This is a genomic window from Duganella kummerowiae (assembly GCF_053572355.1).
In genome coordinates, this window is sequence record NZ_JBKFEH010000010.1 from 164,218 (window position 1) to 179,240 (window position 15,023).

Annotated in this window: 17 protein-coding genes; 14 read left to right on the top strand and 3 right to left on the bottom strand. The window is 66.0% G+C overall.

Features of this window, described 5'->3' with window-relative positions; translation table 11 throughout:
• Positions 1-15 precede the first annotated feature (15 nt).
• Genes ACLB1G_RS14360 through motD form a run of 3 tightly spaced genes read left to right on the top strand, consistent with a single transcriptional unit; the run spans position 16 to position 2,277 of the window.
• Complete coding sequence (locus tag ACLB1G_RS14360) at positions 16-747, top strand: RNA polymerase sigma factor FliA (protein ID WP_491627903.1); 732 nt, start codon at positions 16-18, stop codon at positions 745-747.
• A complete protein-coding gene (locus ACLB1G_RS14365) occupies positions 729-1,475 on the top strand; it encodes a flagellar motor protein (RefSeq protein ID WP_491627904.1) in 747 nt (248 codons plus the stop codon). The genes ACLB1G_RS14360 and ACLB1G_RS14365 overlap by 19 nt, the downstream gene beginning before the upstream one ends.
• Before the next feature lies 1 nt (position 1,476).
• Positions 1,477-2,277, top strand: a complete 801-nt coding sequence (motD, locus tag ACLB1G_RS14370; RefSeq protein ID WP_491627905.1) for a flagellar motor protein MotD — start codon at positions 1,477-1,479, stop codon at positions 2,275-2,277.
• 133 nt (positions 2,278-2,410) lie between these two features.
• Here motD and ACLB1G_RS14375 read toward each other — a convergent pair whose 3' ends face one another.
• The 3 genes from ACLB1G_RS14375 to flgA all read right to left on the bottom strand — a co-directional run bounded on the left by ACLB1G_RS14375 (position 2,411) and on the right by flgA (position 3,994).
• Positions 2,411-2,875 (bottom strand): flagella synthesis protein FlgN, encoded by a 465-nt coding sequence (locus ACLB1G_RS14375; protein WP_491627906.1) that lies wholly within the window; start codon positions 2,873-2,875, stop codon positions 2,411-2,413.
• 8 nt (positions 2,876-2,883) lie between these two features.
• Positions 2,884-3,195 carry a flagellar biosynthesis anti-sigma factor FlgM gene (gene flgM, locus ACLB1G_RS14380; protein WP_491627907.1) on the bottom strand — a complete coding sequence of 104 codons (312 nt, stop codon included), beginning with the start codon at positions 3,193-3,195 and terminating at the stop codon, positions 2,884-2,886.
• Positions 3,196-3,298: 103 nt separating this feature from the next.
• Entirely contained in the window at positions 3,299-3,994 is a 696-nt protein-coding gene (gene flgA / locus ACLB1G_RS14385) for a flagellar basal body P-ring formation chaperone FlgA (RefSeq protein WP_491627908.1), read from the bottom strand.
• Between the two features lie 158 nt (positions 3,995-4,152).
• On the opposite strand from flgA, the gene flgB reads away from it, so the two are divergent.
• The 11 genes from flgB (at position 4,153) to flgL (ending at position 14,982) form a co-directional block, all read left to right on the top strand.
• Complete coding sequence (flgB, locus tag ACLB1G_RS14390) at positions 4,153-4,578, top strand: flagellar basal body rod protein FlgB (protein WP_491627909.1); 426 nt, start codon at positions 4,153-4,155, stop codon at positions 4,576-4,578.
• A complete protein-coding gene (flgC, locus tag ACLB1G_RS14395; protein ID WP_491627910.1) occupies positions 4,578-4,982 on the top strand; it encodes a flagellar basal body rod protein FlgC in 405 nt (134 codons plus the stop codon). Before flgB ends, flgC begins: the two co-directional genes overlap by 1 nt.
• 2 nt (positions 4,983-4,984) lie before the next feature.
• The gene (locus ACLB1G_RS14400) at positions 4,985-5,659 is read left to right on the top strand and encodes a flagellar hook assembly protein FlgD (RefSeq protein ID WP_491627911.1); all 675 of its coding nucleotides are present in this window, start codon (positions 4,985-4,987) and stop codon (positions 5,657-5,659) included.
• Positions 5,660-5,683: 24 nt separating this feature from the next.
• Positions 5,684-7,231, top strand: a complete 1,548-nt coding sequence (locus ACLB1G_RS14405) for a flagellar hook protein FlgE (protein ID WP_491627912.1) — start codon at positions 5,684-5,686, stop codon at positions 7,229-7,231.
• Between the two features lie 20 nt (positions 7,232-7,251).
• Entirely contained in the window at positions 7,252-7,992 is a 741-nt protein-coding gene (gene flgF, locus ACLB1G_RS14410) for a flagellar basal-body rod protein FlgF (protein ID WP_491627913.1), read from the top strand.
• Positions 7,993-8,067: 75 nt separating this feature from the next.
• Positions 8,068-8,850 carry a flagellar basal-body rod protein FlgG gene (flgG, locus tag ACLB1G_RS14415; protein ID WP_491627914.1) on the top strand — a complete coding sequence of 261 codons (783 nt, stop codon included), beginning with the start codon at positions 8,068-8,070 and terminating at the stop codon, positions 8,848-8,850.
• Between the two features lie 8 nt (positions 8,851-8,858).
• Complete coding sequence (locus tag ACLB1G_RS14420) at positions 8,859-9,509, top strand: flagellar basal body L-ring protein FlgH (RefSeq protein WP_491627915.1); 651 nt, start codon at positions 8,859-8,861, stop codon at positions 9,507-9,509.
• 8 nt (positions 9,510-9,517) lie between these two features.
• Positions 9,518-10,687 (top strand): flagellar basal body P-ring protein FlgI, encoded by a 1,170-nt coding sequence (locus ACLB1G_RS14425; RefSeq protein WP_491627916.1) that lies wholly within the window; start codon positions 9,518-9,520, stop codon positions 10,685-10,687.
• A gap of 10 nt (positions 10,688-10,697) precedes the next feature.
• Entirely contained in the window at positions 10,698-11,654 is a 957-nt protein-coding gene (flgJ, locus tag ACLB1G_RS14430) for a flagellar assembly peptidoglycan hydrolase FlgJ (RefSeq protein WP_491627917.1), read from the top strand.
• A 93-nt stretch (positions 11,655-11,747) separates the two neighbouring features.
• Positions 11,748-13,697, top strand: coding sequence for a flagellar hook-associated protein FlgK (gene flgK / locus ACLB1G_RS14435; protein ID WP_491627918.1), 1,950 nt, complete (start codon positions 11,748-11,750; stop codon positions 13,695-13,697).
• Positions 13,698-13,719: 22 nt separating this feature from the next.
• Entirely contained in the window at positions 13,720-14,982 is a 1,263-nt protein-coding gene (flgL, locus tag ACLB1G_RS14440) for a flagellar hook-associated protein FlgL (RefSeq protein WP_491627919.1), read from the top strand.
• Positions 14,983-15,023 lie beyond the last annotated feature (41 nt).

Genomic DNA, 15,023 nt, shown 5'->3' on the forward strand with positions numbered 1-15,023 from the left:
CGAATAACGAGATTTATGTATACGGCCAAAGGGAAAACGGAAAAGGACTCTTTGCTGACGGAGCACATGCCGTTGGTGAAACGCCTTGCCCACCACATGAAGGCCAAGCTGCCGCCCAGTGTCGAAGTCGATGACCTGGTGCAGGCCGGGATGATAGGCTTGCTTGACGCTATCAACCGCTACGAGGAAAACCACGGCGCCCAGTTTGAAACCTACGCCGTGATGCGCATCCGCGGCGCCATGCTGGACGAACTGCGCAACAGCGACTGGCTGCCGCGTTCCATGCGCCAGAACATGCGCAAGATCGAGAACGCCATGGCCACCCTGCAGCAGCGCCTGGGCCACCCGCCCAGCGAGTCGGAAGTGGCCAAGATGCTCAAGCTATCGCTGGCCGACTACCAGGAAATGCTGTCCGACGGCGGCGGCCACCAGCTGGTCTACTACGAGGACTTCCACGCCGATGACGGCAACGACAGCTTCCTGGACCGCTATGTGGCTGACGAGGAGGCCGATCCGCTGCGTTCGCTCATGGACGGCGGTTTCCGCCAGGCCGTGATCAACGCCATCGAGGCCCTGCCGCCGCGCGAGAAAATGCTGATGGGCCTGTACTACGAAGAGGAATTGAACTTGAAGGAAATCGGCGCCGTCATGGGAGTATCGGAATCGCGCGTGTCGCAGCTGCACACGCAGGCCGTGGCCCGCCTGCGCGCCACCTTGCGGGAGGGGTCATGGACTGGGCCAGCATAGCGGGTCTGCTGCTGGGCCTGGCCGGGGTGATCCTGGGCCAGGGCATGGAAGGCGGGCGCTTGTCCTCGCTGTTCCAGCCGGCCGCCTTTTCCATCGTGGTGATCGGCACCTTTGGCGCCGTGCTGCTGCAGACCCGGTCCCACACCTTCATGCGCGGGCTGCGCATGCTGCGCCTGGTGTTCCGTCCCCCGGCCGACAGCCGCGCCGCGCTGGCGCGCGACATCCAGGCCTGGAACCTGGCCGCGCGGCGCGACGGCCTGCTGTCGCTGGAGCGCTACATGCTGGCGTCCAAGGACGCCTTCAACACCAAGGGCCTGCGCCTGATCGTGGACGGCATCGCGCCCGACAAGCTGCGCCAGCTGCTGGACACGGAAATCACGGCCTACGAGACCGAGGAGCGCCAGGCAGTGCGCATCTGGGAGTCGGCGGCCGGCTACGCGCCCACCATCGGCATCCTGGGCGCCGTGCTGGGCCTGATCCACGTGATGGAAAACCTGAGCGACCCGTCCAGGCTGGGCGGCGGCATCGCCGTGGCCTTCGTCTCCACCATCTATGGCGTGGGCCTGGCCAACCTGGTGTTCTACCCGGTGGCCAACAAGCTCAAGGCCATCGTCACCCAGGCCGTGCATCAGCAGGAAATCACCGCCGCCGTGTTCTACGACATCGCCACCGGCGACCACACCCGCGTGATCGACGAGCGCATCGCCACCCTGATGCGGGAACCCTGACATGCAGTACCGCCGCGCGCGCCGCAAGTTCGACGATGAACCGGAAAACCACGAGCGCTGGCTGATCTCCTATTCGGACTTCATCACCCTGCTGTTCGCGTTCTTCGTCGTCATGTACGCGGTTTCTTCCGTCAATATCGGCAAGTACAAGGTGTTTTCCGACGCCCTGGGCGACGCCTTCGGCGGCCAGGGCGCGGCCCAGCCCATCAACACCCAGGTGCAGAACCTGCCCATCCCCAATCCCGGCCTGAAGCGCCGTACCGAGCTGCTGCGCAAGGAAAAGGAGCACATGACCAAGCTGGCGCAGGACCTGCTGTCCACCATGGCGCCGCTGGTCAAGGAAGGCAAGGTAAGGGTCACCCAGAACAGCCGCGGGGTCAGCGTGGAAATCAACGCCAGCGTGCTGTTCGGGCCCGGCGACGCGCGCCTGGCGCCGGAATCGGCCGAAGCCCTGCGCGCCGTGGCCGCCCTGCTGAAGAACGATAGCCACGACGTGCAGGTCGAGGGCCATACCGACAACGTCCCGATCCGCAATCCGCTGTTCCCGTCCAACTGGGAGCTGTCGTCCACCCGCGCCGCCACCGTGGTGCGCCTGTTCATCGATGCCGGCGTGGCGCCGGCGCGCCTGACGGCGGTCGGCCATGCGGCCAACCATCCGGTGGCCGATAACGGCAATGCCGAGGGCAGGGCCCGCAACCGCCGGGTGGCGGTGACCATCCTGTCCGGGATACCGGAAACGGTGACGGAATTGCCGACCCAGCCGCCGCCGGAGACGGCCGCGCGCCAGCCGGCGGCGCAGTAAGGCCTGCATGCCAGGCCACCATGTCTTGGGATGCGCCGCACACGGGGCATGGAGGCGCGGCCGTGCGTACGCTGGGCCGGTACGGCGTATGGCGGCAACGGCGCCGTGGCGCCGGGTGGGTAGGGACCGTGTTTCAGCCGGCCAGGAAGCCGCGGCTGCGGGGGGCGGACGAGGTCAGGCCGCTGGGGCCGTAGACGGCGGCGCTGCTGCCGCGCGGGCGCAAGGCGTCCAGTGCGCCCTGGGTGTAACTCATTTGCTTGTTGATCAGCATGCCGTTGACGCGGTTGAGTTCCTTGGCGGCGCGCGTTTGCTCCAGCAGGGATTGCCACATCGGCAGCGCTTCGGTCTCGCCGCTGGCGGCGATCCAGGCGTCCATGCCGGCATCCTGGTTGAAGTGGCCGGCCTGTTCCAGGGCCTGGTGACGCAGCTGGGACAACTGGCTCATCTGGCCGACCAGGGCTGATTTGCCAGCGGTCAGGGTGGCCAGGGTGTCGATATCAGCCGCAATCAGGCATTGCTGTTCCTGGCGCAGCACATCCAGCAAGGCCGCCATGACCTTGGTTTCTTCGCGCAGGCTGTTGATCGGGCTGAGGGGCATGGTGGATCCTATCGTTTTCTGGAGTGCAGCAGATCCTTGACCGTGTCAAGCAATCCATCCGCCACTTTTTCGGAATTGACCTGGAACTGCCCGTCGGCAATGGCCAGCTTGATGCGTTCGACCTTCTTGGTGTCGAACACGGCGCTGGCGCCGCTGGACGAGCTGGCCGCCAGGGCCTGGCCTTGCGCCGACAGGCGCACACTGTCGCCGGTGCTGCTGGGCGCCGCTTCCGCTGCCTTGTCCGCGCTGCGTGCGTTGGTGGCAGTGGCGGAAGACGCCGGCAGGCCGGGAGTGGTCTTTACTGCATCATTGATTTTCACGACATCATCCTCGTCTGGTTGGAGCATACACTCCGGGTATCTACCCCTGTAACGGCGCGCCGGGCCAAAACTTTAGCCCGCGTTCCGTGCCCCCGCCAGCGCCTTAAAACGCCACTTCCACCAGTCCACCCATCTTGGCGATGCCGGAAATCTGTTGCCCGGCCGCCGTTTTTACCTGCACCACCTGGCCGTCGCCGGCCGTGCCCATGGCGCGCGCCTCGGCCGATACACTGAAGCCGGGGCCGCTGGACACCAGCCGCACCAGCTGGCCGGACTGCACCACCGGCTTGCTGCGCAACATATCCAGCCGCAGCGGCGTGCCGGGCGCCAGCGAGGAGGTGGCGCTGCGGCCCACCACCTGGCCCACGTCGGTGGCGATCCCGGCCGGCAGCATGGTCAGGTCGCCCTTGAGCGTGGCCAGCTGCGAGGCCTCGATGGGCTGGCCCTGCACCAGCGGCACGGCGGCCGCCACGTACTCGGCCGTCACACTCACCGTGGCTTGAATATATACCGTCCACGCGGAAGGCGCCGCACAGCGCACGCCCACCGTGGTTTTGCCCCAGGCGCGCGCGCCAGGCATCAGGAAGGCTTCCGGCGCCGGGCAGGCGGCCAGGCTCATGCGGCTGTCCACATTGCCTACCGCGACCTTGACTTCACCCGGCAGGCCGGCGGTCTGCACTTGCAGGAACTGGGCAACGGCCTGCTTGAGCACGGCGGTATCCTGGCGCGCGGCCGGCTGCTGGGCCGCGGCGCCGGCTGCGGCCAGGATCAGGGCGAGGAGGGAGGATACTGTTTTCATGGCAATGTTTTCCGCTGCGATACTGCCATCATAGCCGTCCCGTGGCCAGCCCAAGCCCCGAATAGGCTGGAAAAGCAGGTGCTGCTCACCGGATGGCCGCGCATTGCCCAGCCGTATCATCGTTCCTGTCATAACCAGATGCTGTCACGGAGCCTGCCATGGTGGGGAAACTAGACGATTATTTGCGCTTCAACGAAACCGCCCTGAGCGTGCGTGCCCAGCGCCAGAGCGTGCTGGCCTCCAACATGGCCAATGGCGACACGCCCAATTACAAGGCGCGCGACATCGATTTTTCCAGCGCCCTGCAGAACGCCCTGTCGCGCAGCGCCGGCGCCACCCAGGCCACCTTGGCCACCACCGCCGCCAAGCACTATCCCAACCCGCAGCAGGACGCCGGCACGCTGGCGGACGGCACGCCGCTCCTGTACCGCGGCATCGTGCAGGGCGCGGTGGACGGCAATACGGTGGACATGGATGTGGAGCGCAACCAGTTTGCCGACAACGCCCTGCGCTACGAGGCCGGCATCACGCTGATCAACGGCCAGATCAAGAGCATGATGGCCGCCATCCAGGGAGGTAACTGATGAGCCTGTTTAATATCTTCAATGTCTCCGGTTCGGCCATGAGCGCGCAGTCGCAGCGCCTGAACGTGGTGGCCTCCAACCTGGCCAACGCCGACAGCGCCACCAGCGCCAGCGGCGAAGCCTACCGCGCGCGCCAGGTGGTGTTCGAGGCCACGCCCAGCGAGAACGGCGCCGCCACCGGGGTGCGCGTCAAGCAGGTGATCGAGGACCCGTCGCCGCTCAAGCAGGTGTACGACCCCAAGCACCCGATGGCGGACGAGCAGGGCTATGTCTCCATGCCCAATGTGAACGTGGTCGATGAGATGGTCAACATGCTGTCGGCCTCGCGCTCCTACCAGACCAATGTGGAAACCATGAACGCGGCCAAGACGCTGCTGTTGAAAACCCTGACCATAGGCCAATAACAATGAGCATCATCGATACCCCGGTGTCCCTGAACACCACGGCCACGACCACCAGTACCACCAGTTCCTCGTCCAGCAACAGCGTGCAGGCCGACCAGGACAAGTTCATGAAGCTGCTGGTGACCCAGCTGCAGAACCAGGATCCGCTCAACCCGCTGGACAATGCCCAGGTCACCAGCCAGCTGGCCCAGCTGTCGACCGTGACCGGCATCAACAAGCTGAACGAAACCCTGGAGTCGCTCAAGACCGATTACACCTCGACCCAGACCCTGACCGCCACCAATCTGATCGGCAAGAGCGTGCTGGCGGCCGGCAACGCCATCACCCTGAGCGACAGCGCCAGCGTGTTCGGCGTGGACCTGGCCTCGGCGGCCGAGAAGGTCACCATCGAGATCAAGAATGCCAGCGGCACCACGGTGCGCACCATGAGCATGGACAATCCCGAGGCCGGCAGCTACCCGCTGACCTGGGATGGCACCACCGACGCCGGCGGCAAGGCGGCCGACGGCAAATACACCTTCAAGGTCAGCGCCACCAGCGGCGGCAAGACCCTGACCGACGCCACCGCCCTGACCCTGGGCCTGGTGGCCAGCGTGTCGACCGGCGCCGCCGGCGTCAAGCTCAACGTACCGGCCATCGGCCAGCTGACCCTGGCCGATGTCAAGGAAGTGCTGTAACCAGTTTACCAATAGGGGAATACCATGTTCCAACAAGGATTGAGCGGCCTGAACGGCGCATCGAAATCGCTGGATGTGATCGGCAACAACATTGCCAACGCCAGCACAGTCGGCTTCAAGGGCTCGCAGGCGCAGTTTGCGGACCTGTACGCCAACTCGCTCAATGGCGTGGCCGGCAATAATGCCGGTATCGGCGTGAGCGTGACCAAGATCGCACAGCAGTTTACCCAAGGTAATATAGAGACCAGCAGCAATCCGCTTGACGTCTCCATCAACGGCGGCGGCTTCTTCCGCCTGACCGTGAATGGCGCGGTGCAGTACAGCCGCAACGGCCAGTTCCACGAAGATAATACCCACACGCTGGTGAACGCCCAGGGCGCCCAGCTGACCGGCTACCTGGCCGACAAGAACGGCACCATCCTGCTGGGCGCGCCCACCGCGCTGACCCTGGACAAGTCCGACCTGTCGCCCAAGGAAACCACCGAGGCCAATTTCTCGCTCAACCTGAGCTCGACCTCGACCACGCCCAAGACCACCCCGTTCAGCGCCACCGACCCGACCAGCTACAACAAGCAGTCGCTGGTCGATGTCTATGACAGCCTGGGCAATGCGCACGTGCTGTCCACCTACTACGTCAAGACCTCCGCCAACAACTGGGATGTGTACGCCGCCAGCGACGGCACCGAAGTGGTGGCGCAGGCGGTGGCCTCGGCGGTTACCACCGACCAGGCCACCATCGATGCGCGCGCCGCCTACACGGCCGCCGTGGCCGCCAGCCCGGCCACCGACCAGGCCACCATCGACCAGCTGGCGGCCGACTACGCCCAGGCCGCCGGCGCCGCCATGTATGCGGCAGCCCAGGCCGCCAACGCCTCGCAGGAACAACTGGACAAGCTGGCCCTGGCCTACGACCCCACCAGCGGCGTCGGCACCCAGAGCGGCGCCACGCCGGACACCATCAACGCCGCCCTGGCGGCCGCCGTCGCGGTGCCGGCCGTGAAAATCGGCAGCCTGGTGTTCGATACCAGCGGCAACCTGAGCTCGGCCGGCATGGCCAACTTGACCCCGCCGCAAAGCCTGCCGTTCACCGTCACGCTGCCGATCTTCCCCAGTTCCGGCTCCAAGGAGCCCATGAGCCTGAGCGTGAACTGGAGCGGCACCACCCAGTACGGCAGCGCCACCAGCGAACGCGAACCGTCGCAGAACGGCTATTCGGCCGGTTCCCTGCAGCGCTACTCGATCGACGAGAACGGCGTCATCCTGGGCCAGTACAGCAACGGCAAGTCGCGCCCCCTGGGCCAGATCGCCATGGCCAACTTCGCCAGCGTGGACGGCCTTATCCCGCTCGGCAACAACGCCTGGGCCGAGAGCTCGGCCTCCGGCCCGCCGCAGATCGGCGTGCCCAATTCCGGCTCCATGGGCGCGCTGCGCGCCAGCTCGGTGGAAACCTCGAACGTGGACCTGACCGAGGAGCTGGTCAACATGATCACGGCGCAGCGCGTGTACCAGGCCAACGCCCAGACCATCAAGACCGAGGATTCGGTCCTGCAGACCCTGGTCAACCTGCGTTAAGCATAGCCCGGGGCGCGATCATGGACCGCTTGATCTATACCGCGATGACGGGGGCGCGCCACGTGGTGGAGCAGCAGGCCACGGTGTCCAACAACCTGGCCAACGCCACCACCACCGGCTTCCGGGCCCAGCTCGACAGCTTCCGCGCGGTGCCGGTGGTGTCGGAAGGGCTGGCCACGCGCGCCTTCGTGGTCGATTCCACCGTGGGGGCGGACTTGCGGCCCGGCCCCATCGAGACTACCGGACGCAACCTGGACGTGGCCGTGCGCGGCGAGGGCTGGCTGGCGGTGCAGTCGGCCGACGGGTCCGAGGCCTATACCCGCAACGGCAGCCTCAAGGTCAGCCAGAACGGCCTGCTGCAGACCAGCGGCGGCCTGACCCTGCAGGGCGAGGGCGGGCCGATCGCGGTGCCGCCCGACACCGCCGTCACCATTGCCAGCGACGGCACGGTGAGCGCCGTCACCAACGACTACATGCCGGGCCCGGCCAATGTGCTGGGACGCGTCAAGCTGGTCAACCCCGATCCCAAGAGCCTGGTGCGCGGTGACGACGGCCTGTTCCGCCTGACCAGCGGGGCGCCGGCCGACAACGACGCCGGCGTGCGCCTGGTCGATGGCGCGCTGGAGGGCAGCAACGTCAATCCGGTCGATTCCATGGTCAACATGATCAGCCTGGCGCGGCAGTTCGAGATGCAAATGAGCCTCCTGAAGAACGCCGAGAATAACGCCGCAAAAGCTACCCAGATCCTGGCTTTGACTTGATGGGCGCTCCCGCATAATGCTTGCGTGGGAAGGGTTTCCGCCGCGTTGGCGGGCCGCCCGCGCAGGAGAGGGAAAATGATACGCTCACTTTGGATCGCCAAGACCGGCATGGAGGCGCAGCAGACGCAGCTGGACGTGGTCTCGAACAACCTGGCCAACGTCAGCACCAACGGCTTCAAGAAGTCGCGCGCCGTGTTCGAGGACCTGCTGTACCAGAACGTGCGCCAGCCCGGCGCCCAGTCCTCGCAGCAAACCCAGCTGCCGTCCGGCCTGCAGATCGGCACCGGCGTGCGTCCGGTGGCCATCGAGCGCGTCTTCACCCAGGGCAATCCCCAATCGACCGGCAACGACAAGGACCTGATGGTCAACGGCAACGGCTTCTTCACCGTGCTGCTGCCGGATGGCAGCACCGCCTACACCCGCGACGGCTCCTTCCAGCGCGACAGCAACGGCCAGATGGTGACCTCGGAAGGCTTCGTGCTGCAGCCGGCCATCACCATCCCGATCCAGGCCCAGAGCATCACGGTGGCGCGCGACGGCACCGTGTCCGTGACCCTGCCGGGCCAGACTGCGGCCCAGCAGATCGGCAGCCTGCAGCTGGCCACCTTCATCAATCCCACCGGCCTGGAATCGAAGGGCGAAAACCTGTACGTGGAAACCGGCGCCTCCGGCGCGCCGCAGCAGAACACCCCGGGCACCAACGGCGCCGGCGTGATCCTGCAGGGTTATGTGGAAACCTCGAACGTGAACGTGGTGGAAGAGATGGTCAACATGATACAGACCCAGCGCGCCTACGAGATCAATTCCAAGGCCATCACCACCTCCGACCAGATGCTGCAGAAGCTGTCGCAGATGTGAGGACCGCCATGCGTACCCAGCTTGCCCTCCTGTCCGCCTGCGCCGCGCTGGCGGCCTGCAGCACCACTCCCACCAGCATTGTCCAGCAGCCCATGTCGGCGCGCCCGCTGGCGGCGGCCCAGGCCCCGGCCAACAATGGCGCCATCTACCAGGGCAATGTGTTCCGCCCGATTTTCGAGGACCGCCGTGCGCGCCACGTAGGCGACGTGCTCACCATGGTCATCACGGAAAAGACCGCGGCCGTGACGGCCGGCGCCAGCTCAGGAAACAAGTCCGGCAGCGTCAGCGCCAGCATGCCCAAGCCGCTGCAGGGCACTTTTGGCGCCAGCCTGTCATCCAGCACCAAGAACAGCTATGCCGACGGCGACAACCAGTCCGCCAGCAATACCTTTTCCGGCACCATGGGCGTGACGGTGGTCGAGGTGCTTCCCAACGGCAACCTGATCGTGGCCGGCGAAAAGCAGATCGCCATGAACAAGGGGGTGGAATTCATCCGCTTCTCCGGCATGGTCAATCCCGACAACATCGCCACCGGCAACACCGTGTCGTCCACCGCCGTGGCCGATGCCCGGGTCGAATACCGCACCAACAGCCGCATCGACCGCGCCGAGATGACGGCCATGGTGTCGCGCTTCTTCCAAAGCCTGCTCCCGTTCTGAGGCCGACCATGGACCAACTTCAACCGATGACCGAGGGCGTACGCCGCACCGCCCACGCCTGCAAGCTGATCGCCGTGCTGCTGGCGCTGGCGCTGCTGGGCCTGCTGGTGCAGCCGGCCCGCGCCGAGCGCATCAAGGACCTGGCCAGCATTGCCGGGGTGCGCCAGAACCAGCTGATCGGCTACGGCCTGGTGGTGGGCCTGGACGGCAGCGGCGACCAGACCACCCAGACCCCGTTTACCGTGCAAAGCGTGGTCTCCATGCTGCAGCAGCTGGGCGTCAACCTGCCCCAGGGCACCAGTTTGCAGCTGAAAAACGTGGCGGCCGTGATGGTGACCGCCTCGCTGCCGCCGTTCGCCCAGCCGGGCCAGACCATGGACATCACGGTCTCGTCCATGGGCAATGCCAAGAGCCTGCGCGGCGGCACCCTTTTGATGACGCCGCTCAAGGGCGCCGACGGCCAGGTGTACGGCATGGCGCAGGGCAATGTGCTGGTGGGCGGCGTGGGCGTGCAGGCCGGCGGCGCCGGGGGCGGCGGCAGCTCGCTGACCGTCAACCACTTGAGCGTGGGCAAGATCTCCGGCGGCGCCACGGTGGAACGGGCCGTGGCCTCCAACCTGGGCGAGGGCAACAGCATCCGCCTGGAGCTGAACACGGCCGACTTCGCCACCGCCAGCCGGGTGGTGGAAGCCATCAACGAAAAATACGGCGCCGGGATCGCCTACGCGCTGGACAGCCGCGTGATACGGGTGCAGTCGCCGTCCAGCAGCGACCAGCGCGTGAGCTTCATCGGCACCCTGCAGGACATGCAGGTCAATCCGGCCGAGCAGCCCGCCAAGGTCATCATGAACGCCCGCACCGGCTCGGTGGTGATGAACCGCGCCGTGACCCTGGACACTTGCGCCATTTCGCACGGTAACATGTCGGTGTCGGTCACGGCCGATCCCCAGGTCAGCCAGCCCAACGCCCTGTCCGGCGGGCGCACCGTGGTCACCAACAATCCCACCGTGGACATCAAGAAGGAGGGCGGCAAGGTCATGCTGGTCAAGGGCGGCGCCTCGCTGGCCGACGTGGTCAAGGCCCTCAACGCCATCGGCGCCACGCCCCAGGACCTGCTGTCCATCCTGCAGGCCATGAAGGCGGCCGGTTCGCTGCACGCCGAACTGGAAATCATTTGAGGCGCCGGCCATGAGCAACAGCACCCCCGATATCAACAATCAGCTGGCCCTGGACATCAAGGGCATGGGCGCCATGCGCCAGTCGGCCCGTGCCGGCAGCCCGGAAGCGCTGAAGAACGCGGCCACCCAGTTCGAAGCCCTGTTCGTCAACATGATGTTGAAAAGCATGCGTGACGCCACCCCGCAGGATGGCTTGATGGATAGCCAGCAAAGCAAGATGTTCACCACCATGCTGGACCAGCAGACCAGCCAGAACATTGCCAAGAAGGGCATCGGCCTGGCCGACGTGCTGGTGCGCCAGCTGTCGCAGCAGGGCATGGGCCAGGTGGCCGGGGCCGACGGCCTGCCGGCCGACCCGTTTGCCTCGGCCCTGGGCAGCGGCATGGTCGATGCCAAGCTCAAGCGCGCCATCGAGGCGGCCGGCGGCATGGCCGAGGCCGGCGCCAGCGCGTCCACCAGCAGCGCCAACGCCAGCGCCAGCGAGCGGGCCGGCGCCCGCAGCCAGGCCCCGCACGTGCGCGAATTCCAGGACAAGCTGGGCGCCCACGCGGAGGAAGCCAGCCGCGCCACCGGCATCCCGGCCAAGTTCATGCTGGGCCAGGCGGCGCTGGAAAGCGGCTGGGGCAAGCGCCAGATCCGCGGCCGCGACGGCACCGCCAGCAACAACCTGTTCGGCATCAAGGCCGGCCCCGACTGGAAGGGCAAGGTGGTGGTCACGGCCACCACGGAATATGTGAACGGCAAGCCGCAGACCAGGATGGAGCGTTTCCGCGCCTACGACAGCTATGCCGACAGCTTCAAGGATTACGCGAAACTGCTGGCCAGCAACCCGCGCTACGAAAAGGTGCTGGCCAGCGCCGGCGACGCCGCCAGCTTCGCCCAGGGCCTGCAGCGCGCCGGCTATGCCACCGATCCCCACTACGCCAGCAAGCTGACCCGCATCATCCGGCAGTCGCTGGTCGGGTAGGGAGGCGAACATTGCCGGACACCATTGCCTGCGGGCATTTCAAGATTTGGCGCAGTCTGCCGTAAACTGCATCTATAGCGTAAAGAAACCATCATGTCACTCCTGAGTATCGGCAAAAGCGGCTTGCTCGCGGCCCAAGTGCAGCTGTCCACCACTGGCAATAACATCACCAATGCCAACGTGGCCGGCTACAGCCGCCAGCAGGCCATCCAGAACGATACCCCAGCCCAGTATTCCGGCGCCGGATACACGGGGACGGGTACCGAGGTCAGCACTGTGCGCCGGTATTACGATGATTTCCTGGCCAACTCGCTGCGCGCGGCCGAGGCCACCCAGTCCACGCTGGACACCTACACCACCCAGATCGCCCAGGTCGACAACCTGCTGGCGGACACCACGGCCGGGCTGTCGCCGGCCTTGCAGGATTTCTTCAACGGGGTGCAGGACGCCGCTTCCAACCCATCCTCGGCCGCTTCGCGCCAGGCCATGCTGTCGGCCGCTGATTCGCTGGTGTCGCGCTTCCAGAGCATGAGCGCGCGCGTCAACGAGATCTCGGCCGGCATCAATGCGGAAATCGGCTCCACCGTCAGCGAGATCAACAGCTACAGCAAGCAGCTGGCCACCATCAACAACACCATCGCTGGCCTGAGCGTCAACCAGAACCAGCCGCCCAACGACCTGCTGGACCAGCGCGACCAGATCCTTACCGAGCTCAACAAGCTGGTCAAGATCGACGTGGTCAAGGCCGACAACGGCATGGTCAACGCCACCTTCGGCACCGGCCAGCCGCTGGTAATCGGCGCCACCTCCTACCAGCTGGCCGTGACCAGTTCGCCGACCGACGTCAGCCGCATGGTGCTAGGCTACGCCACCGCCAACAAGACCAGCACCCTGCCGGACAACCTGTTCACCGGCGGCCAGCTGGGCGGCCTGCTGCAGGTGCGCGACGGCGCCCTGGACCAGGTGCAGAACCAGCTGGGCCAGGTGGCGGCCTCGCTGGCCACGGCCTTCAACGCCCAGCACGTACTGGGCCAGGACCAGAACGGCGCCCCGGGCGGACTGTTCTTCGCCGAAGTCAACGCCACCGTGGGCGCCAACGTCAACAATTCGCCGGCCAGCACGGCGGTGGTGACCGGCAAGGTGGTGGACGCCAGCGCGCTTACCGCCAGCGACTATAGCGTGGACTACGACGGCACCAATTTCACCGTCACCCGCTTGTCGGACAACAAGAAAACCCTGATCGATCCCTATCCGCAGACGGAGCCGCAGGTGATCGACGGGGTCGAATACACCATCACCGGTACCGGCGTGGTGGATGACAATTTCCTGGTGCGTCCCACCGCCAGCGCCGCCAGCAACCTGCAGCTGCTGATCAGCGACCCGACCAAGGTGGCCCTGGCCGCGCCCGTCAGCACGGCCGCCACCACCGGCAATACCGGCAGCGCCAAGATTTCGCCCGGCGCGGTGGACGCCGGCTACCTCGGCAATCCGCTAGCTTCCAGCGTAACCATCAGCTATGACAAGGCCAGCGGCAGCCTGAGCGGTTTCCCGGCCGGCCAGGACGTGACGGTGACCGCCAACGGCAGCAGCACCACCTATCCGGCCGGCACCGCCGTGCCCTACACGGATGGCGCCACCATCAGCTTCGGCGGCATCAGCTTGCAGATCTCGGGGACCCCGGCCGATACCGACAGCTTCACGGTGGGCCCCAACATCTCGGGCACCGGCGACAGCCGCAACGGCACCCTGCTGGCCGCGCTGCAGACCAAGAACCTGATGAACAACAACACGGCCACCTTCCAGACCACCTACGCCCAGATGGTCAACTACGTGGGCACCAAGGCGCGCGAGGCGCAGATCGCCGGCACCGCCGCCGACGCCGCCGTGACCCAGGCCACCAACAGCCAGCAGTCCGTGTCCGGCGTCAACCTGGACGAGGAAGCGGCCAACCTGCTGCGTTACCAGCAAGCCTACCAGGCGTCGGGCAAGGTGATACAGATCGCCAGCCAGCTGTTCGACACCCTGATCAGCCTGGGCAACTAACAGGTAACCAAGGACCAGCATCATGAGCATGCGCATCAGCACCAAGACCCTGTACGACATCGGGACCACGCAGATCGGCAGCCTGCAGACCTCGCTGTCGCGCACCCAGCAGCAAATGTCCACCGGCCGCAAGAACCTGACGGCGGCCGACGACCCCATCGCCAGCGCCCGTGCGCTGGAGGTGACGCAGTCGCAATCCATCAACACCCAGCTGGAGACCAATCGCGCCAATGCGCGCAACCCGCTGTCGATCGAAACCACGGCCCTGGCCAGCGCCACCTCGCTGCTGCAGGACATCAAGACCCTGGCGGTGGACGCCGGCAACGGCTCGCTGACCCAGAGCGACCGCGAAGCCAAGGCGGTCGAGCTGGAGGGCCGGCTGAACGACCTGCTGGGCGTGGCCAACACCCAGGATGGGGTGGGCAACTACATATTTTCGGGCTACAAGGAAACCATCAAGCCTTTCAGCCTGACCGCCACCGGCGCCGCTTATTCCGGCGACCAGGGCCAGCGCGAACTGCTGGTGGGGCCCAGCCGCAAGGTGCCCATCAGCGATTCCGGCGCTTCCGTGTTCGAGAACAACGCCACCGGCAACGGCACCTTCCAGACCGGCGCCGACCCGGCCAACTTTTCGCGCGGCGGCAGCGGCATCATCGGCCCCGGCTCGGTGACCGATACCACCAAGCTGACCGGGCACAACTACCAGCTGGTGTTTTCCGTGACCCCGGCCACCAGCACCTCGGAGGCCGTCACCACCTACACGGTGCAGGACCTCACCACCGGCAATCCGGTCCCGGCCGCGCCCAATCCGCCCGATCCCATCCCCTATACCAGCGGCCAGAGCATCACCTTCGACGGCCTGCAATTCGACATCAAAGGCAAGCCGGCCGACGGCGACACCTTCACCGTGCAGCCCAGCACCAAGCAGTCGGTGTTCACCACGGTGACGGATTTCCTCAAGGCGCTGCGCTCGAACGGCAGCGGCGCGGCCGGCCAGGCGGCGCTCAACAATGTGCTGAACCAGGTGCAGTCGAACATCGACAACGCCACCGACAACCTGCTGGCAGTGCAGGCCCAGGTCGGCTCGCGCCTGAAGGAGCTGGACTACCTGGACAGCAATGGCGACGACATGAATTTGCAGTATTCGGCCACCCTGTCGGACCTGCAGGATCTCGATTATGTGAAGGCCACTTCGGAATTCACCCAGCAGCAAACCATCCTGGACGCGGCCCAGAAGACCTTCAAGGCGGTCAGCGGCCTGTCCCTGTTCAACTACATCGGCTGAGCAGCCCTGCAATAAAAAGCCCCGCCGGCTTGCGCCCGCGG

Excerpts from the sequence above, each read along its gene's own strand:
- ACLB1G_RS14360 (WP_491627903.1), top strand. The coding sequence starts at position 16 with ATGTATACGGCCAAAGGGAAAACGGAAAAGGACTCTTTGCTGACGGAG.
- ACLB1G_RS14365 (WP_491627904.1), top strand. The coding sequence starts at position 729 with ATGGACTGGGCCAGCATAGCGGGTCTGCTGCTGGGCCTGGCCGGGGTG.
- motD (WP_491627905.1), top strand. The coding sequence starts at position 1,477 with ATGCAGTACCGCCGCGCGCGCCGCAAGTTCGACGATGAACCGGAAAAC.
- ACLB1G_RS14375 (WP_491627906.1), bottom strand. The coding sequence starts at position 2,875 with ATGCCCCTCAGCCCGATCAACAGCCTGCGCGAAGAAACCAAGGTCATG.
- flgA (WP_491627908.1), bottom strand. The coding sequence starts at position 3,994 with ATGAAAACAGTATCCTCCCTCCTCGCCCTGATCCTGGCCGCAGCCGGC.
- flgB (WP_491627909.1), top strand. The coding sequence starts at position 4,153 with ATGGTGGGGAAACTAGACGATTATTTGCGCTTCAACGAAACCGCCCTG.
- flgC (WP_491627910.1), top strand. The coding sequence starts at position 4,578 with ATGAGCCTGTTTAATATCTTCAATGTCTCCGGTTCGGCCATGAGCGCG.
- ACLB1G_RS14400 (WP_491627911.1), top strand. The coding sequence starts at position 4,985 with ATGAGCATCATCGATACCCCGGTGTCCCTGAACACCACGGCCACGACC.
- ACLB1G_RS14405 (WP_491627912.1), top strand. The coding sequence starts at position 5,684 with ATGTTCCAACAAGGATTGAGCGGCCTGAACGGCGCATCGAAATCGCTG.
- flgF (WP_491627913.1), top strand. The coding sequence starts at position 7,252 with ATGGACCGCTTGATCTATACCGCGATGACGGGGGCGCGCCACGTGGTG.
- flgG (WP_491627914.1), top strand. The coding sequence starts at position 8,068 with ATGATACGCTCACTTTGGATCGCCAAGACCGGCATGGAGGCGCAGCAG.
- ACLB1G_RS14420 (WP_491627915.1), top strand. The coding sequence starts at position 8,859 with ATGCGTACCCAGCTTGCCCTCCTGTCCGCCTGCGCCGCGCTGGCGGCC.
- ACLB1G_RS14425 (WP_491627916.1), top strand. The coding sequence starts at position 9,518 with ATGGACCAACTTCAACCGATGACCGAGGGCGTACGCCGCACCGCCCAC.
- flgJ (WP_491627917.1), top strand. The coding sequence starts at position 10,698 with ATGAGCAACAGCACCCCCGATATCAACAATCAGCTGGCCCTGGACATC.
- flgK (WP_491627918.1), top strand. The coding sequence starts at position 11,748 with ATGTCACTCCTGAGTATCGGCAAAAGCGGCTTGCTCGCGGCCCAAGTG.
- flgL (WP_491627919.1), top strand. The coding sequence starts at position 13,720 with ATGAGCATGCGCATCAGCACCAAGACCCTGTACGACATCGGGACCACG.